Source organism: Janthinobacterium sp. BJB304, from assembly GCF_002735765.1.
Classification (GTDB): domain Bacteria; phylum Pseudomonadota; class Gammaproteobacteria; order Burkholderiales; family Burkholderiaceae_D; genus Janthinobacterium.
Genome location: NZ_PDZN01000002.1, coordinates 162068 through 176155, shown reverse-complemented (window position 1 = coordinate 176155; position 14088 = coordinate 162068). Strand labels below are relative to the sequence as shown.

12 protein-coding genes are annotated in these 14088 nt (G+C 64.8%); 6 read left to right on the top strand and 6 right to left on the bottom strand.

The features are described 5' to 3' along the window. Nucleotides 1-21 precede the first annotated feature (21 nt). From CSQ95_RS02780 to CSQ95_RS02770, 3 genes are all read right to left on the bottom strand, one after another. Nucleotides 22-3063, bottom strand: a complete 3042-nt coding sequence (locus CSQ95_RS02780; RefSeq protein WP_099408376.1) for a calcium-binding protein — start codon at nt 3061-3063, stop codon at nt 22-24. A gap of 300 nt (nt 3064-3363) precedes the next feature. Then, on the bottom strand, nt 3364-4005 hold the full coding sequence (locus tag CSQ95_RS02775; RefSeq protein WP_099408375.1) for a DUF6000 family protein: 642 nt from the start codon (nt 4003-4005) through the stop codon (nt 3364-3366). Next, nucleotides 4002-4895, bottom strand: a complete 894-nt coding sequence (locus CSQ95_RS02770; RefSeq protein WP_099408374.1) for a LysR family transcriptional regulator — start codon at nt 4893-4895, stop codon at nt 4002-4004. Before CSQ95_RS02770 ends, CSQ95_RS02775 begins: the two co-directional genes overlap by 4 nt. A 110-nt stretch (nt 4896-5005) precedes the next feature. Between CSQ95_RS02770 and CSQ95_RS02765 the strand changes: the two genes are divergently transcribed. After that, nucleotides 5006-6628 (top strand): MFS transporter, encoded by a 1623-nt coding sequence (locus CSQ95_RS02765; RefSeq protein WP_099408373.1) that lies wholly within the window; start codon nt 5006-5008, stop codon nt 6626-6628. 485 nt (nt 6629-7113) lie between these two features. Here CSQ95_RS02765 and CSQ95_RS02760 read toward each other — a convergent pair whose 3' ends face one another. Further along, nucleotides 7114-8694, bottom strand: coding sequence for a methyl-accepting chemotaxis protein (locus tag CSQ95_RS02760; RefSeq protein WP_099408372.1), 1581 nt, complete (start codon nt 8692-8694; stop codon nt 7114-7116). Nucleotides 8695-8961: 267 nt separating this feature from the next. After that, a complete protein-coding gene (locus CSQ95_RS02755) occupies nt 8962-9396 on the bottom strand; it encodes a hotdog fold thioesterase (RefSeq protein WP_099408371.1) in 435 nt (144 codons plus the stop codon). Between the two features lie 142 nt (nt 9397-9538). On the opposite strand from CSQ95_RS02755, the gene lpxO reads away from it, so the two are divergent. The 5 genes from lpxO to fdx all read left to right on the top strand — a co-directional run bounded on the left by lpxO (nt 9539) and on the right by fdx (nt 11973). Beyond that, nucleotides 9539-10438, top strand: a complete 900-nt coding sequence (gene lpxO, locus CSQ95_RS02750) for a lipid A hydroxylase LpxO (protein ID WP_070218708.1) — start codon at nt 9539-9541, stop codon at nt 10436-10438. 84 nt (nt 10439-10522) lie between these two features. Continuing rightward, nucleotides 10523-10918: a DUF6331 family protein gene (locus tag CSQ95_RS28960; RefSeq protein WP_143449882.1), complete on the top strand. Its 396-nt coding sequence runs from the start codon at nt 10523-10525 to the stop codon at nt 10916-10918. 43 nt (nt 10919-10961) lie between these two features. Then, complete coding sequence (locus tag CSQ95_RS02745; protein WP_257217923.1) at nt 10962-11096, top strand: aspartyl/asparaginyl beta-hydroxylase domain-containing protein; 135 nt, start codon at nt 10962-10964, stop codon at nt 11094-11096. A gap of 84 nt (nt 11097-11180) precedes the next feature. Next, entirely contained in the window at nt 11181-11579 is a 399-nt protein-coding gene (locus tag CSQ95_RS02740; RefSeq protein ID WP_099408370.1) for a DUF6331 family protein, read from the top strand. 61 nt (nt 11580-11640) lie between these two features. After that, the gene (fdx, locus tag CSQ95_RS02735) at nt 11641-11973 is read left to right on the top strand and encodes an ISC system 2Fe-2S type ferredoxin (protein WP_070218706.1); all 333 of its coding nucleotides are present in this window, start codon (nt 11641-11643) and stop codon (nt 11971-11973) included. A 31-nt stretch (nt 11974-12004) separates the two neighbouring features. On the opposite strand, the gene CSQ95_RS02730 is transcribed toward fdx, so the two are convergent. Next, a complete protein-coding gene (locus tag CSQ95_RS02730; protein WP_099408369.1) occupies nt 12005-14053 on the bottom strand; it encodes a M13 family metallopeptidase in 2049 nt (682 codons plus the stop codon). Between the last annotated feature and the right edge of the window lie 35 nt (nt 14054-14088).

The following is a 14088-nucleotide window of genomic DNA, read 5'->3' as shown; positions in this document are numbered from 1 at the left end:
TGGAACTACGTGCTCAAGCGATCAATGCGCTGCCGCCAGCTGGATCTGCGTCGACGGGTTGCCGTGGCCGGACCAGGGCGCCGATGCGGCCGCGGGCACGGCAAAGCCGGCCATCGCTTGCACCAGCTGCGCCGGATCGGCTTGCCAGGCAGCGGATCCGCCCTGGCTGGCCGCGCCGAATTGCTGCGCGGCACGCCAGTTCTGCGCCAGCGCCGGCGCCAGGATGGCTGCCGTGCCGGCAGGCAAGGTCAGCTGGCCGGCCGGCGGCGGCGTCAGGCCCGCCATGGCTTGCACGAGGTTTTGCACATTGCTACCCAACAAGACGCGGCCATCGGCCATGCGGAATTCCTCGATGCGCACGGCCGTATCGGCAAACCAGTTATTCACGGTGATCTTGTCCGTGGTGCCGATGGTGCTCACTTCCAGGTTGGTGCCCACCTGGCGGAACCACAGCTGCTCGGCGCTGATGCCGGCCAGGAAAGACACGACGTCATGGCTGCCCGCCTCCTCCGTCTCAGCGATGATGTCGGCGCCGTCGCCGCGGGCGAAGATATAGGTGTCGTCCCCCGCGAGGCCGGCCAGAGTGTCACCGCCCTTGCCGCCTTGGAAGATATCATTGCCGAAGCCGCCAAAGAGAACGTTCTTGAGCTCATTGCCGATCAGCACATCGTCGAACTTGCTGCCGAACAGCATGCCGAAATTGGACAGCACGTCTACGCCGGGACGCGCGGTCAAGGGACCGCCAACGGGCGCGAAGACGGCCGTCACGCCTGTGCTGGCGCCGCTGTAATTGACCGAGTTGCCGGCACCGGCGCCATCGAGCACATTGCCGCCGGGGGTATCGACATAAAAGACGTTGTTGTTATAGGCGCTGCCAGTCACCTTCAGGCCGGCAGCGGCGAGGCGCACGTATTCGACATTGTCGGCCACCGTGTAATCGACGCTGGTGTAGACGGTATCGCTGCCGCCGTTACCCGTTTCGACGATGAAGTCGCCGCCATGATTGACGTAATACGTGTCGTCGCCGCCCAGGCCTTCGAGCAGGTCGGCGCCGGCCGTGCCGTTGATGACATCGGCGTTCGCGGTGCCGACAAAGTGCTGCCCCGTCGGCTGCGTCGGACCGTTGAAGTGCCAGGCCTGGGCCAGCACGGGCGCCAGGGCAGCGGCCGTGGCGGCCGGCAGGGTCAGCTGGCCCAGCGGCGGCGGCGTCAGGTTCGCCATCGCCTGCACCAGCAGCTGCACGTCGGCGCCGCGCATGACGTGGCCGGCGGCCGTGCGGAATTCCTCGATGTTCGGCGCAGCCGCGTTCCAGCCGCGGATGGTGATCTTGTCCGTCGTGCCGATGGTGCTCACTTCCATATCCGCGCCCACCTGGCGGAACCACAGCTGGTCGATATGCACGCCGGCCAGGAAGGCGATGGTGTCGTAATTGGCGTCGGCCGAGGGTTCGGCGATGACGTCGGCGCCGTCGCCGCGCGCAAAGACATAGATATCGTCGCCCAGGCCGCCGGTCAGCACGTCGTCCCCCTTGCCGCCTTGCAAGGTATCGTTGCCGAGGCCGCCGGACAGGGTGTTGGCCAGTTCGTTGCCTGACAGCACGTCGTCATGGGCGCTGCCTGTCACGTTGGAAATATTGACCAGCACATCGCTGCCCGGGCGCGCCGTGGCGTCACCGTTGACGGCGATCATGGCGGCCGTCACGCCAGCCTTGGACGCGGCATAGGTGGCCGAAGTGTTCGCGCCGACGCCGCGCAGCACATTGCCGCCGGCGGCATCGACGTGGAAGACGTTCGCGTTGCCGTTGCCCGTCACCGTCAGGCCGGCGGCGCTGACATGCACCTCTTCGACGTTGGCGGCCAGGGTGTGATTGACGGTAGTGTAGACCGTGTCGCGTCCGCCGCCCGCCTGTTCGACGACCGCGTCGCCGCCATGGTTGACGTAATAGATATCGTCGCCGCCCAGGCCGGCCATCACGTCGGCGCCCGCCGTGCCCTTGATGATGTCCGGGTTCGCCGTGCCGGTGAAAGTGCCATTGGTCGGCTGGTTCGGCCCCTCCGTGCGCCAGTTCTGCGCCAGCGCCGGCGCCAGAGCGGCGGCGGTCGCCGCTGGCAGGGTCAGCTGGCCGGCCGGCGGCATCGCCAACCCTGCCATCGCCTGCACCAGCTTGTGCACGTCGCTGCCCAGCAGCACGCGGCCTTCGGCCGTGCGGAACTCCTGAATGCGCGGCGCCGCACTGGAAAACCAGGCGTTGACGGTGATCTTGTCGCCGGTGCCGATGGTGCTTACTTCCAGCGCCGTGCCCACCTGACGAAACCACAGCTGGTCGGCATTGACGCCGGCCAGGAAGGAGACCACGTTATGGCTGCCCGCCTCTTCCATTTCCAGGATGGAATCGGCGCCGTCGCCGCGCGCGAAGATATACGTGTCATTGCCCTGAATGCCCGCCAGCGTGTCGTCGCCCTTGCCGCCGCGTAAGATATCGTTGCCAAAACCGCCCACGAGGGCGTTTTTGAGCTCGTTGCCGGTCAAGACATCGTCGAGCTTGCTGCCAACGATGTTGGCGATATTGAGCAGCACATCGCTGCCGGGAGGCGCGGTCAGCGGGCCATTCGCCCCGGACAGGGTGGCCGTCACGCCCGTGGCGGAAGCGGCGTAGTTGACCGCGTTGCCCGTGCCGCCGCCATCGATCCTGTTGCCGCCGGCCGCATCGACGAAAAAGACGTTATTGGTGTTGGCGCTGCCCGTCACGGTCAGCCCGGCGGCAGTCAGGTACATGTTCTCCACGTTGTCGGGCAAGGTGTAATTCACGCTGGTGTACACCTTATCGCTGCCGCCATTGGCCAGCTCGACGATCACGTCGCCGCTGTGGTTGACGTAATACGTATCGTCGCCCGCCAGTCCCTCGAGCACGTCCGCGCCCGTGGTGCCGGTGAGTACATCGGCGTTCGCCGTGCCCACGAAACGCTGCGGGGCCGCCAGGCTGTTCAGATAGGCGTCAATGCCGGACACGCCGGCCGCTTCGGAAGATGGCGCGAAGGCGGCGGATTCAAATTTCTTAGTCATATTGCAGTTTCCTGTCGTTAAACTTAAAAAAATCACGCGTGGATATGCCAGCGCAAGCCGGCATGGAAGACAAAGTCGTGCCGCGTCGAAAAGCAGCTTCGGCATGCACCCTGCAGTGACAGATCAGGCGGGGAAACACTGCCATTTGTCACGCAAATGTCATGAAAGCGGGATGTGGGGAGGGAGTGGCCGTACGGCGTGGGGATGGGACGTCGGCGGCTGGAGCGATGCTAAGTAACTAACCCCCAAGAAATTATTGTGATTTCTGACTTTCAAAACTTCACAAGAATTTCCTGAGGATTACTTAGCGGGCGCCCTCAGAGCTTGCAGCGTGCGCAAGCGGTCCATACTGGCCGCAAACGCCGCGAGTGCATCGTCCAGCGCCAGACCCGGCCGGCCGGCCGCGAAAACGGCCCAGGCTGGCGCGTGGCGCGCCGCCTCATCCCGGCCGTGCTGGCCATCGAGCCAGGCGATGGCAGCCATGGCTTGCTCCTGATCAAAGTACAACTGCGGCTGGCGCAGGTAATGTTCCAGATAGCGGTGCAGGTAGTCGCGGCTGGCGGGCGTGTCGAAAACGGCCAGCGCCAGGCAATACGCGCTGCCCGCGTAGCAGACCTCGCTGGCCAGCAGCAGGCCGCCCAGCTGGTCCGTGTAGCCGTCCTGCCCGGTCAATGCGGCCAGGTAGGCGCCCGCCGTGCGGCTGCGCCAGTCGAATTGCCCCAGCAGGCGGGCGATGAGGGCATCGTCGACCTGCGCCAGCCGCGCCACGCATGCGCTTACCTGGGGCTGGTGCAGACCCATGTACAAGGGCCGCACCCAGTCGTCGCGCAAGGCCGCCGTCAGCGCTTCCTGCGGCGGCAACGGCGCGATGCTGAACGGGTGGGCGTGGCGCACGGTGGCGCCGGCCACGTGGCGCCGCAGGGCGGTGTTGTCATCGCTCAAGGCCAGCCTCCCGAAGTACGCTGATCGAATTGTTCCACCAGGAAATCGATGAATACGCGCAGGCGCGGCGGCAGGTGGCGACTGGCAGGCCACAGCAGCCAGAACGCCGTGCGCGCCTGCGTGTGCGCGTCCAGCAGCGAAACCAGCTGCCCCGCCGCCAGCTCGCGCTGCACGGCGAATGCGGGCAGGTAGGCGATGCCCTGCCCCTGCACGGCCAGGAAGACGCGCATTTCCACGCTGTTGCACACCATGCCGGGTGCCGGCTGGGCAGACTCCTCCATCAGCGGCCACTGTTCCAGGCGGCCCGTGGCGGGAAAACGGTAGTGCAGGCGCTGGTGCCGCAGCAGTTCGGCGCCGTCGGCGGGCCGGCCATGGCGCGCCAGGTAGGCGGGCGACGCCACAAGCAAGCGGCGAAACGTGCACAGTTTGCGCCGCATCAAGCCCGAGTCGGCCAGCTCGCCCGTGCGCACGGCCGCGTCAAAGCCGTCGCTGACGATGTTGACCATGGCGTCGGAAAAATCGAGATCGAGTTCGATGGCGGGATACGCTTGCATGAAGGCGGCGATGGCCGGCTCGAACAGGCCGCTGTAGCGTGGCAGGCTGATGCGCAGGCGGCCGCTCGGCGCGCCGCCCGATTCGCCCAGTTCGCGCTCGGCCGCTGCCACCTCGGCCAGGATGCGCTTGCAGCGCTGCAGGAATTTTTCCCCTTCCGCCGTCAGTGCCAGGTGCCGCGTGCTGCGCTGGAACAGCCGCGCGCCGAGCCGCGCTTCCATGCGCGCCACGCTCTTGCCCACGGCCGACGATGACAGGCCCAGCAGCCGGCCCGTGGCCGAAAAGCTGCCGCTGTCGGCCACCTGCACAAACATGGCGATGCCGCCCAGGCTATCCATACGATTTTCCATTGAAGACATTCTTGTCCGATATGTTAGGCAGTTTAGCCTATTTTTCTTCAATGACGGGCGCGCCATACTCGTCCCTCTTTCTTTCATCTCCGACACCGATGCCCTCTTCCTCCCGCTTTTCTCTCCCGCTGCAAGTGCTGGCCGCCTGCCTGACGGGCTTGCTCATTCCCTTGTGCTTCACGGGCCCGGCCGTGGCCTTGCCCGCCCTCGGCGCCGAATTGCACGGCAGCGCCGCCGCCCTGAACTGGGTCGTCAATGCGTATATCCTCAGCTATGGCAGCGCCATGATGGTGGCGGGCAGCCTGACTGACGTGCTGGGACGGCGCCGCGTGTGGCTGGCGGGGCTGGCGCTGTTTTGCACGGCGACCCTGGCCATCGCCGTCGCGCCCTCGGTGGCATGGATCGCCGCGCTGCGCTTCGTGCAGGGTTTGGGCGGCGCGGCCGCGTTCGCCGCCGCCATGTCGTCGCTGGCGCCATTGTTCCACGGCGCGGCGCGCAGCCGCGTGATGAGCGTGCTGGGCACGACGTTCGGCCTGGGCCTGGCCTTCGGTCCGCTGGCGGCGGGCGCCATGCTGGCGCTGGCCAGCTGGCCCGCCATCTTTTACGCCACGGCCGCGCTGGGCGCCATCGGCATGCTGCTGGTCTGGTGCAACGTGCCGGCCGATCCGCCGCGCGGCAAGGGCCGGCTGGACTGGCCCGGCGCCATCAGCTTCAGCGCCGCGCTGGGCCTGCTGACCCTGGGCATGCTGCTGGCGCCCGAACACGGCTGGCGCAGCGGGGCCGTGCTGCTGCCCGTCGCCGCGTCGGTGCTGCTGTTTTTCATTTTTATCAGGATCGAACGCAGGACGGCGCAGCCCATGCTGGACTTGACCCTGTTCCGCCAGCGCCGCTTTGTGGCCGTGCAAGTGCTGGCCGCCTCGCCCGCCTTCCTGTTCATCGTGCTCATCGTCATGCTGCCGGGGCGTTTCATCGGCATCGACGGCATGTCCGCGCTGGCGGCGGGCCGTTTGATGGTGGCCCTGGCCGCGCCATTGCTGCTCGTGCCCGTGCTGGCGGCGCTGCTGTCGCGCTGGATCAGTGCCGGCATGCTGTGCGCGGCGGGATTGCTGCTGGCCGCGGCGGGCCTGGCCTGGCTGGCGCAGGTGCTGGGCCATGGCGGCACTGCGGCGCTGGCCGGCCCCCTGCTGCTGATCGGCGCCGGCATCGGCTTGCCGTGGGGCTTAATGGATGGCATGGCCTTGAGCGTGGTGGACACAGGGCGGGCCGGCATGGCGACAGGCATCTTCAATACCGTGCGCATCAGCGCCGACGGCGTGGCGCTGGCCCTGGCTGGCGCCCTGCTGGCCGGCCTGATCGCGGCGGCGCTGGCGCGGCAACTGCCCGCCGATCTACCGCTATTGGCGGCCGCCAGCCGCGCCGCGCTTGGCGATATGCAACAGGCAACACAGCTGCTGGGCGGCCACGAAACACTGCTGCGCGCCAGCTATGACGCCGCCTTCCGCCAGTTGCTGAATGGCCTGGCGCTGCTGGCCGTGGCGCTGGCGGCGCTGCTGCCGTATTTGCTCAGGAAGAAAGAAAGGCGTCTAGGCGTCGAGGCCGTAGAACACCGCGACAAGGATGGCGATGTTGTTGCAGGCGCGGGAAAAGGTCGTTGTCGCGTAGGCCACGGCCACAGTGGGCGTGCGGTAGCGCAGGTAGACAAAGCTGAACATCGCGCCTGAACCGAGCGCGACAATGGCGTGCAGCAAGCCGCCGCTGATGTAATGCACGATGGCCCACAGGATGGCGCCGATAAAAATGCTCAGCTGCCGGGTGGCGCCCAGGCGCTTGAGGATTTCCAGCGGCAGCAACTGGCCGAGAAACGTTTCCAGGATGGGAGAATAGATGACGACCCAGAACACCAGCAGCGGCAGCGACATTTCGCGCTTGAACTTGGACAGGCCCGTGTGTGCGCCCCAGTATTCGGGTGGCAGCAGCCATTTCGTGAGGAACAGGATGGCAAAGCACAGCATGCAGGTGAGCAAGCCCCAGCCGAGACCGGCAAGGGCCAGCTGCAGCACGGGCGGCGCCGGCTTGTCGTCGTCCGGGCTGGATAGATCGTGGCTGCTGCGCACTTGCATGAGTCGTCCTGGCGGTGATCCAGCGCTCATTGTAGCGCGGAATACGACTATTGGCGCATGGCTGCCGGCGCGCCGTGCCGTCGGCGTCAGGCCGCCAGGCGCAAAGGGCCGTTCGCCGGCGGGGCCAGTTTGAAAATGCCCACTTCCTGTTCCAGCTGCGCCGCCTGCTGCTGCAATTCGTGCGCGGCGGCGGCCGCCTGCTCGACCAGGGCCGCGTTTTGCTGGGTCACGCGGTCCATGTCGACGATGGCGCGGTTGACTTGCTCGATGCCGGCGCCCTGCTCCTGCGTGGCATGGCTGATCTCGGCCATGATGCCCGTCACCCTGCCGATGCCGGCCACCACCTCATGCATGGTGGCGCCCGCCTGCTCGACCAGCACCGTGCCCGTGCCCACCTTGCTGACGGAATCGTCGATCAGGGCCTTGATTTCGCGCGCGGCGGCGCTCGAGCGCTGCGCCAGGTTGCGCACTTCCGTCGCCACCACGGCGAAACCGCGCCCCTGCTCGCCCGCGCGCGCCGCTTCCACGGCCGCGTTCAGGGCCAGGATGTTCGTCTGGAAGGCGATGCTGTCGATCACGCCGATGATGTCGACGATCTTGTTCGACGAGGCATTGATGAGGCCCATGGTGTGCACCACTTCGGCCACGGCCTTGCCGCCCTGCTCCGACACCTTCGACGCTTCGCGCGCCAGGTGGTTCGCCTGCTGGGCGTTGTCCGCATTCTGGCGCACGGCGGAAATCAGTTCTTCCATCGATGACGCCACTTCCTCGAGCGAACCGGCCTGCTGCTCCGTGCGCTGCGACAGATCGCGGTTGCCCGAGGCGATCTCGGTGGAGGCCGTGGCGATGCTTTCCGTACCGTGGCGCACCTTGCCGACGATGGCAGCGAGGTTGTCGCGCATGGTCTTGATGGCGAACAGCAGGCTGCTGTCGTCGCCGTGGCGCGTATGCACGTCGATGGCCAGCTCACCGAGCGCGATGCGTCCGGCAATCGTGGCCGCATACGCAGGTTCGCCGCCCAGCTGGCGCAGCAGGCCCCGCGTGATGACGGTAGCGACCGCAATACAAATGAGCACGCTGAGCGCGGCCAGCACGCCGATCCAGCGCAGCGACTGCCCGTAGATGGCGCGCGCAGCCACGCTGGCCTGCTCCGATTCGCGCTGCACGTTTTTCAGGACGGCATCGATGTCGGACACGATCTGGCGCCGCAGGGGGCTGCATTCCTCGACGAGGAAAGTGCCGTACTGCTCCATCTGTCCCGTGGCGCGGAACTGGCGCGGACGCAGCAATTCCTGCGCCATGGTTTTCAGGCCCGTGCTGACTTTCTCGAATTGCGCATCGCCGGCGAACTGCGGCGCCAGCTTCGCCAGCGCGTCCAGGTACAGCGCTTTCTGGGTGTCGAGGATGGCCAGCTCCTTTTCGGCGGCGGCCTGGTCATGGAAGATATATGCGTTGCGGGCAGCCAGGCCCGTCTGGTCGAGCGCTTCGCGCGCCACGTACAGCGGTTCGAGTTTTTCCAGCTGCACTTTTTCTTGCGCGTCCATGGCGCCGGAGATGGCGCCGATGCGCAGCAGCGCGAAAGCGGCCAGCACCAGCATGAGCAAGACCAGCAGCCCGAAGCCTGCGCTCAGGCGCGCGCCTATCGTCAAACGATTGAATGACATCATTGTTGTTATTGCCCTGTATAAAGTTGATTGTTGCCGGCTCCGCTAGAGCCGGCGATCTGCTCGCCGTCGTGTTGCCTTTCCCGCATGGCGCGGGATGGGTCTCTAACTGGCGTTTTTTGGGCAGTCAGCTTCTAATTTCGGGCAATGCAGGCGTGCGGGACTTATCCCTACGCCATACAACAGCACACTGAATTATAAGCGAACAGCGTTATGGATGATTCCACGCGCTCGCTTTTAGTGCCTTGATGCAAGTCAAGAACCGCCGTGTCAGCCCGCGCCCGGGGCGTCGATGACGGCCATGGTGATGCGCGAAATGCAGCACAGCTTGCCGTCATCGTCGACGATGCGGATTTCCCAGACCTGGCTGGTGCGGCCCCGGTGGATGGGCGTGGCGCGCCCCGTCACGTGGCCGCCGCGCACGCCGCGCACGTGGTTGGCGTTGATTTCCTGGCCCACGCTCACCTGCCGGCGGCTGTCCAGGCAGGCATTCGCGGCCATGCTGCCCAGGGTTTCGGCCAGCAGGACCGACGCGCCGCCATGCAGCAGCTTGAAAGGCTGCATGGTGCGGTGGTCGACGGGCATGGTCGCCTCGATCCAGTCGGCGCCGAAGGCCGAGAATTCGATGCCCAGGTGGCGCATGGCCGTGCCCTCGCTGGCGGCGTTGAGGGCGGCCAGGTCGAGCGGTGCGTGCCAGATTTCCATTGTTACCCCTTCAGTGATGAAATAAAGCCATTGTAGGACAGAGCGCCAGCGCGCGCCGCTTCATCTTTCCTTCACCGTGGCACGGGGTAGCCGGGGCATTAACTGGTTATAATTGCCCCATTCTTTCAAAACGAGGTTGTGTATGAAGTGGGCCTTGCTGGGCATTTTTGTGTTTTCTGTTTTACATATTCATTTTCGGGGCAAGGTGCGCCTGCCGTTTCGCCGCCAGATCTTCGATCACTCCTCGTTCATGGCGCCGCTGAACCTGTTCATGCACACCTTTTCCAAGGTGCCGGCCACGCCCTATCTGTCCGTCGATCAATTCCCGGAACTGGCGCCGCTGCAGCAGAACTGGCAAATCATCCGCGATGAAGCGCTGCGCATGCAGGAAATGAAAAAGATCAAGGCGGCCGAAAAGAACAATGACGTGGGCTTCAATTCCTTCTTCAAGTATGGCTGGAAGCGTTTCTACCTGAAATGGTATGACGCGAACCACCCGTCGGCACAGCAGATGTGCCCGCAAACCTATGCGCTGCTGCAATCGATTCCGTCGATCAAAGCGGCCATGTTCGCGGAACTGCCGCAAGGCGGCAAGCTCAACCCGCACCGCGACCCGTTCGCCGGTTCGCTGCGCTACCACCTGGGCCTGCAGACGCCGAACGACGACCGCTGCTTCATCGACGTCGATGGCGAGCGCCACAGCTGGCGCGACGGCCAGGCCGTGATGTTCGATGAAACGTATATCCACTGGGCCCGCAACGACGCCGACAGCGACCGCATCATCCTGTTCTGCGACATCGAGCGCCCGATGCGCTACCGCTGGGCGCAAGGCTTGAACCGCTGGCTGGGCCGCACGCTGATGACGGCCGCCGCCTCTCCCAACGAACTGGGCGACCAGGTGGGCGGCGTGAGCAAGCTGTTCCAGATTTCCTGGACCATGGGCCAGTACCGCCGCCGCTTCAAGGCGTGGAACAAGACGGCCTACCAGGTCACCCGCGTGGCGCTCGTGATTGGCATCATCGCGCTGATCTATTTTATTTAAGCGCCTGCTTGCACCGCATGGGAAAACGGCCTTCGGGCGGTTTTTTTTATAATGCGATGCCATCGACCCGGAGAATGTTGAAAAATGACCGAACGCGACCGCCAGTACGACATCCAGATCGGCGAGGATGCATGGATAGAACACGTCAGCATCGCAGAACGCTACGGCCAGGCCGTGGACATCGATGCCCACCTGGCAGGGCTAGGGCCGCTGATCGACCGCCTGGAAAGCTATTGCGTGGCCGGCTGCTGCGGCTTCGATGCCTTCGATTTCACGCGCGGCGGGATCGACGCGGCGCTGCCCGGGCTTGATCGGGCGGCATTACTGGCGGCATGCGCGTCGGCCAGGAATGCCGTGGCGGCGGTGACCAGCGGCGTGGTACTGAGTCCCAGAATGAACAACGCGGCCGACAGCCTGGTCTTCCTGCGCCTGCTCGAGCATATCGAAGCCTGCATCGCCGGCAGTCCGGCAGCCGTTTGACGGCGGCGCCTCTCCCAACGAACTGGGCGACCAGGTGGGCGGCGTGAGTAAATTGTTCCAGATTTCCTGGACCATGGGCCAGTACCGCCGCCGCTTCAAGGCGTGGAACAAGACGGCCTACCAGGTCACCCGCGTGGCGCTGGTGGTCGGCATCATCGCACTGATCTATTTTATTTAAGCGCCTGCTTGCACCGCATGGGAAAATCGCCTGCGGGCGGTTTTTTTTATAATGCGATGCCACCGACCCGGAGAATGTTGAAAAATGACCGAACGCGACCGCCAGTACGACATCCAGATCGGCGACGACGCCTGGATCGAATTCATCGATCTTGACGGCCGCTATGACCAGGCGATCGACATCGATGCCTTGCTGGGGGAACTGTGGCAGCTGATCTGCCGGCTGGAAACGCATTGCGTGGCCGGCTGCTGCGGCATGGATGCCTACGATTTTACGCGCGCAGCCATCGATACGGTCTTGCTGGAACTGGATCGCGCGCAGCTGCATGCCGCCTGCGCGCAGGCCAGGGCCGCCGTGACGGCGGTGGCCAGCGATGTCTTGACGAGCGCCACGATGAATCACTTTGCGGATAAACGCGTGTTCTTGCAATTGCTCGATCATCTCGACGCGTGCATCGTCGCACAGGATCGCGCAGGGGCTTGACCTTGCCAAGGCGGGAAGGCCCAAGGTGACGATATTGCAAGATAACCGAGGAGAATCCCGCATGCCAAAAATCACCGTCCTGCCCCATCCCGAACTGGCTCCCGACGGCGCCGTCCTCGACGCGCCCGAGCAAATGAGCATCTGCGACGCCTTGCTGCTTCACAAGATAGACATCGAACATGCCTGCGGCCAGGTGGGCGCCTGCTCCACCTGCCACGTGGTCGTGGTGCAGGGTTTCGACTCGCTCAACGCACTGGGCGACAATGAAGAAGACATGCTCGACCAGGCCTGGGGCTTGCAGCCCCACTCGCGCCTGTCGTGCCAGGCGCGCGTGTCAAACGAAGACCTGACGGTCGAACTGCCCCGGTACACGCTCAACCACGCCAAGGAATAATTCCCGGCGCGGTGAGCCGCTTAAACCATGCTTACCACATGATTACGCGCTGCTCGGGCGGCAGGTACATCGGGTCGCCCGGCTTGATGCCGAACGCCTCATAAAAGCCGGGCTGGTTCTTGACCGTGCCTTTGGCGCGGAATTCGCCCGGCGAATGGGGGTCGCTCTTGATCTGGGCGATCGCCGCTTCGGGACGCAGTTTCGCGCGCCATTTCTGCGCAAAGCCGATGTACAGGCGCTGTTCGCCCGTCAAGCCGTCGATGACGGGCGACGGCTTGCCGCCCAGCGAGCGCTGGTAAGCCTTGTAGGTGATCGACAGGCCGGAATTGTCGCCGATGTTTTCGCCCAGGGTCAGCTCGCCATTGATGTGGTAGCCCGGCACGGGGCTGTAGGCGCCGTACTGCTTGACGAGGCCGGCGGCCAGCGCCTTGAAGGCGGCGCGGTCTTGCGCCGTCCACCAGTTGCGCAGGCGGCCCTTGGCATCGTACTGGCTGCCCGAATCGTCGAAGGCATGGCTGATCTCATGGCCGAAAGTGATGCCCAGCAAGCCGTAATTGACGGCGTCTTCCGCTTTCACGTTGAAGAATGGCGGCTGCAAAATGGCGGCCGGGATGGTGATGGCGTTCAGCGCCGGGCTGTAGCTGGCGTTGACGGTTTGCGGCGTCATCGACCATTCGTCGCGGTCGACGGGCTTGCCCAGCTTGGCCAGGTTTTGCTGGCGGCTCCACAAGCGCGAGGCGCGCACGTTGGCGATCAGGTCGTTCGGCTGCGTCTGCATGCTGCTGTAGTCGCGCCAGGTATCGGGATACGCGATCTTCGGCTTCAGGGCGGCCAGCTTGAGCTGCGCTTCCTTCTTGGTTTCCGGGCCCATCCAGTCGAGCTGCTCGATGCCCTCCTTGAACGAGGCGACGAAATTGTCGAACATGGCCATCACGCGGGGCCGGGTTTCCGGCGGCAGATACATGTCCACGTAGCGCTTGCCGACGGCGTCGCTGATGGCGTTATCCGTGAAGCGCAGCGCCAGCTGCCACTGCGGTTCGCTTTGCGGCACGCCGCGCAGCACCGTGCCGTCGAAGGCGAAACGCTCCTTGACGGTGGCGCTGTCCAGGTAGGAAGCATAGCTTTCGATGATGCGCCAGTTCAGGTAGCTCTTCCACGATGCCAGCGGCACGGCGGCCACGGCCTCGGAAAAACCGCTGAGGAAGCTGGGCTGGCGCACCACGGCCGAGGTTTCCTTTTTCGCCAGGCCGGCGGCGGCAAAGTAGGCTTTCCAGTCGAAGGCCGGGGCCAGCGCCGCGAACTTGTCGAAATCGACGCGGTTGTACGACTTGACGGGATCGCGCATCTGCACGCGCGTCCACTGCACGGCCGCCAGGCGCGTTTCGATGTCGAGGATCTGCGCCGCGTGTTCGGCCGCGGCCTTGTCGCCGCTCATGGCCAGCATGGTCTCGATATGCTTGAGGTATTTGGCGCGCACGGCTTGCAGCTTGGCGTCGTCATCCTTCAGGTAGTAATCGCGGTCGGGCAAGCCTAGGCCGGACTGGCTGATGTTGACCGTGTAGCGCTCGGGGTCTTGCGCATCGGGCGCCACGTACGCGGAAAACGGCGTCTGGATGCCATTGCCTTGCAAATAAGCAAACAGCGCCGGCAAGTCCTTCTTGTCCTTGATGGCGGCGACGCGGGCCAGCTCGGCCTTCAGGGGCTTGAAGCCGGCTGCATCGCGCGCCTTGTCGTTCATGAAACTCGTGTACAGGTCGGCGATCTTGTGCGCCTCGCTGCCGGGCTTGCCCGGGTTCTTGACGGTGGCATCGATCAGGCCGCGCAGCTGGCCTTGCGCGATTTCACGCAATTCGATATACGTGCCCCAGACGGATTTGTCGGCCGGGATCTCCGTATTGCGGGTCCACACGCCGTTGACGTAGCCGTAGAAATCATCCCGGGGGCTCACTGCCGGGTCCAGGGTTTTCAGATCGATGCCGGAGACGGGCGCAGCAGCAGTTGCGGCTTGCTGGGCGTACAGCGATGGCGAAGATAAGGCGAGCAAAGCGCAACAGGCGGCGCTGATAAGCGAACGTTTCACGAAGATTCCTTTAATTGTTTTCACTTCATGTTGGA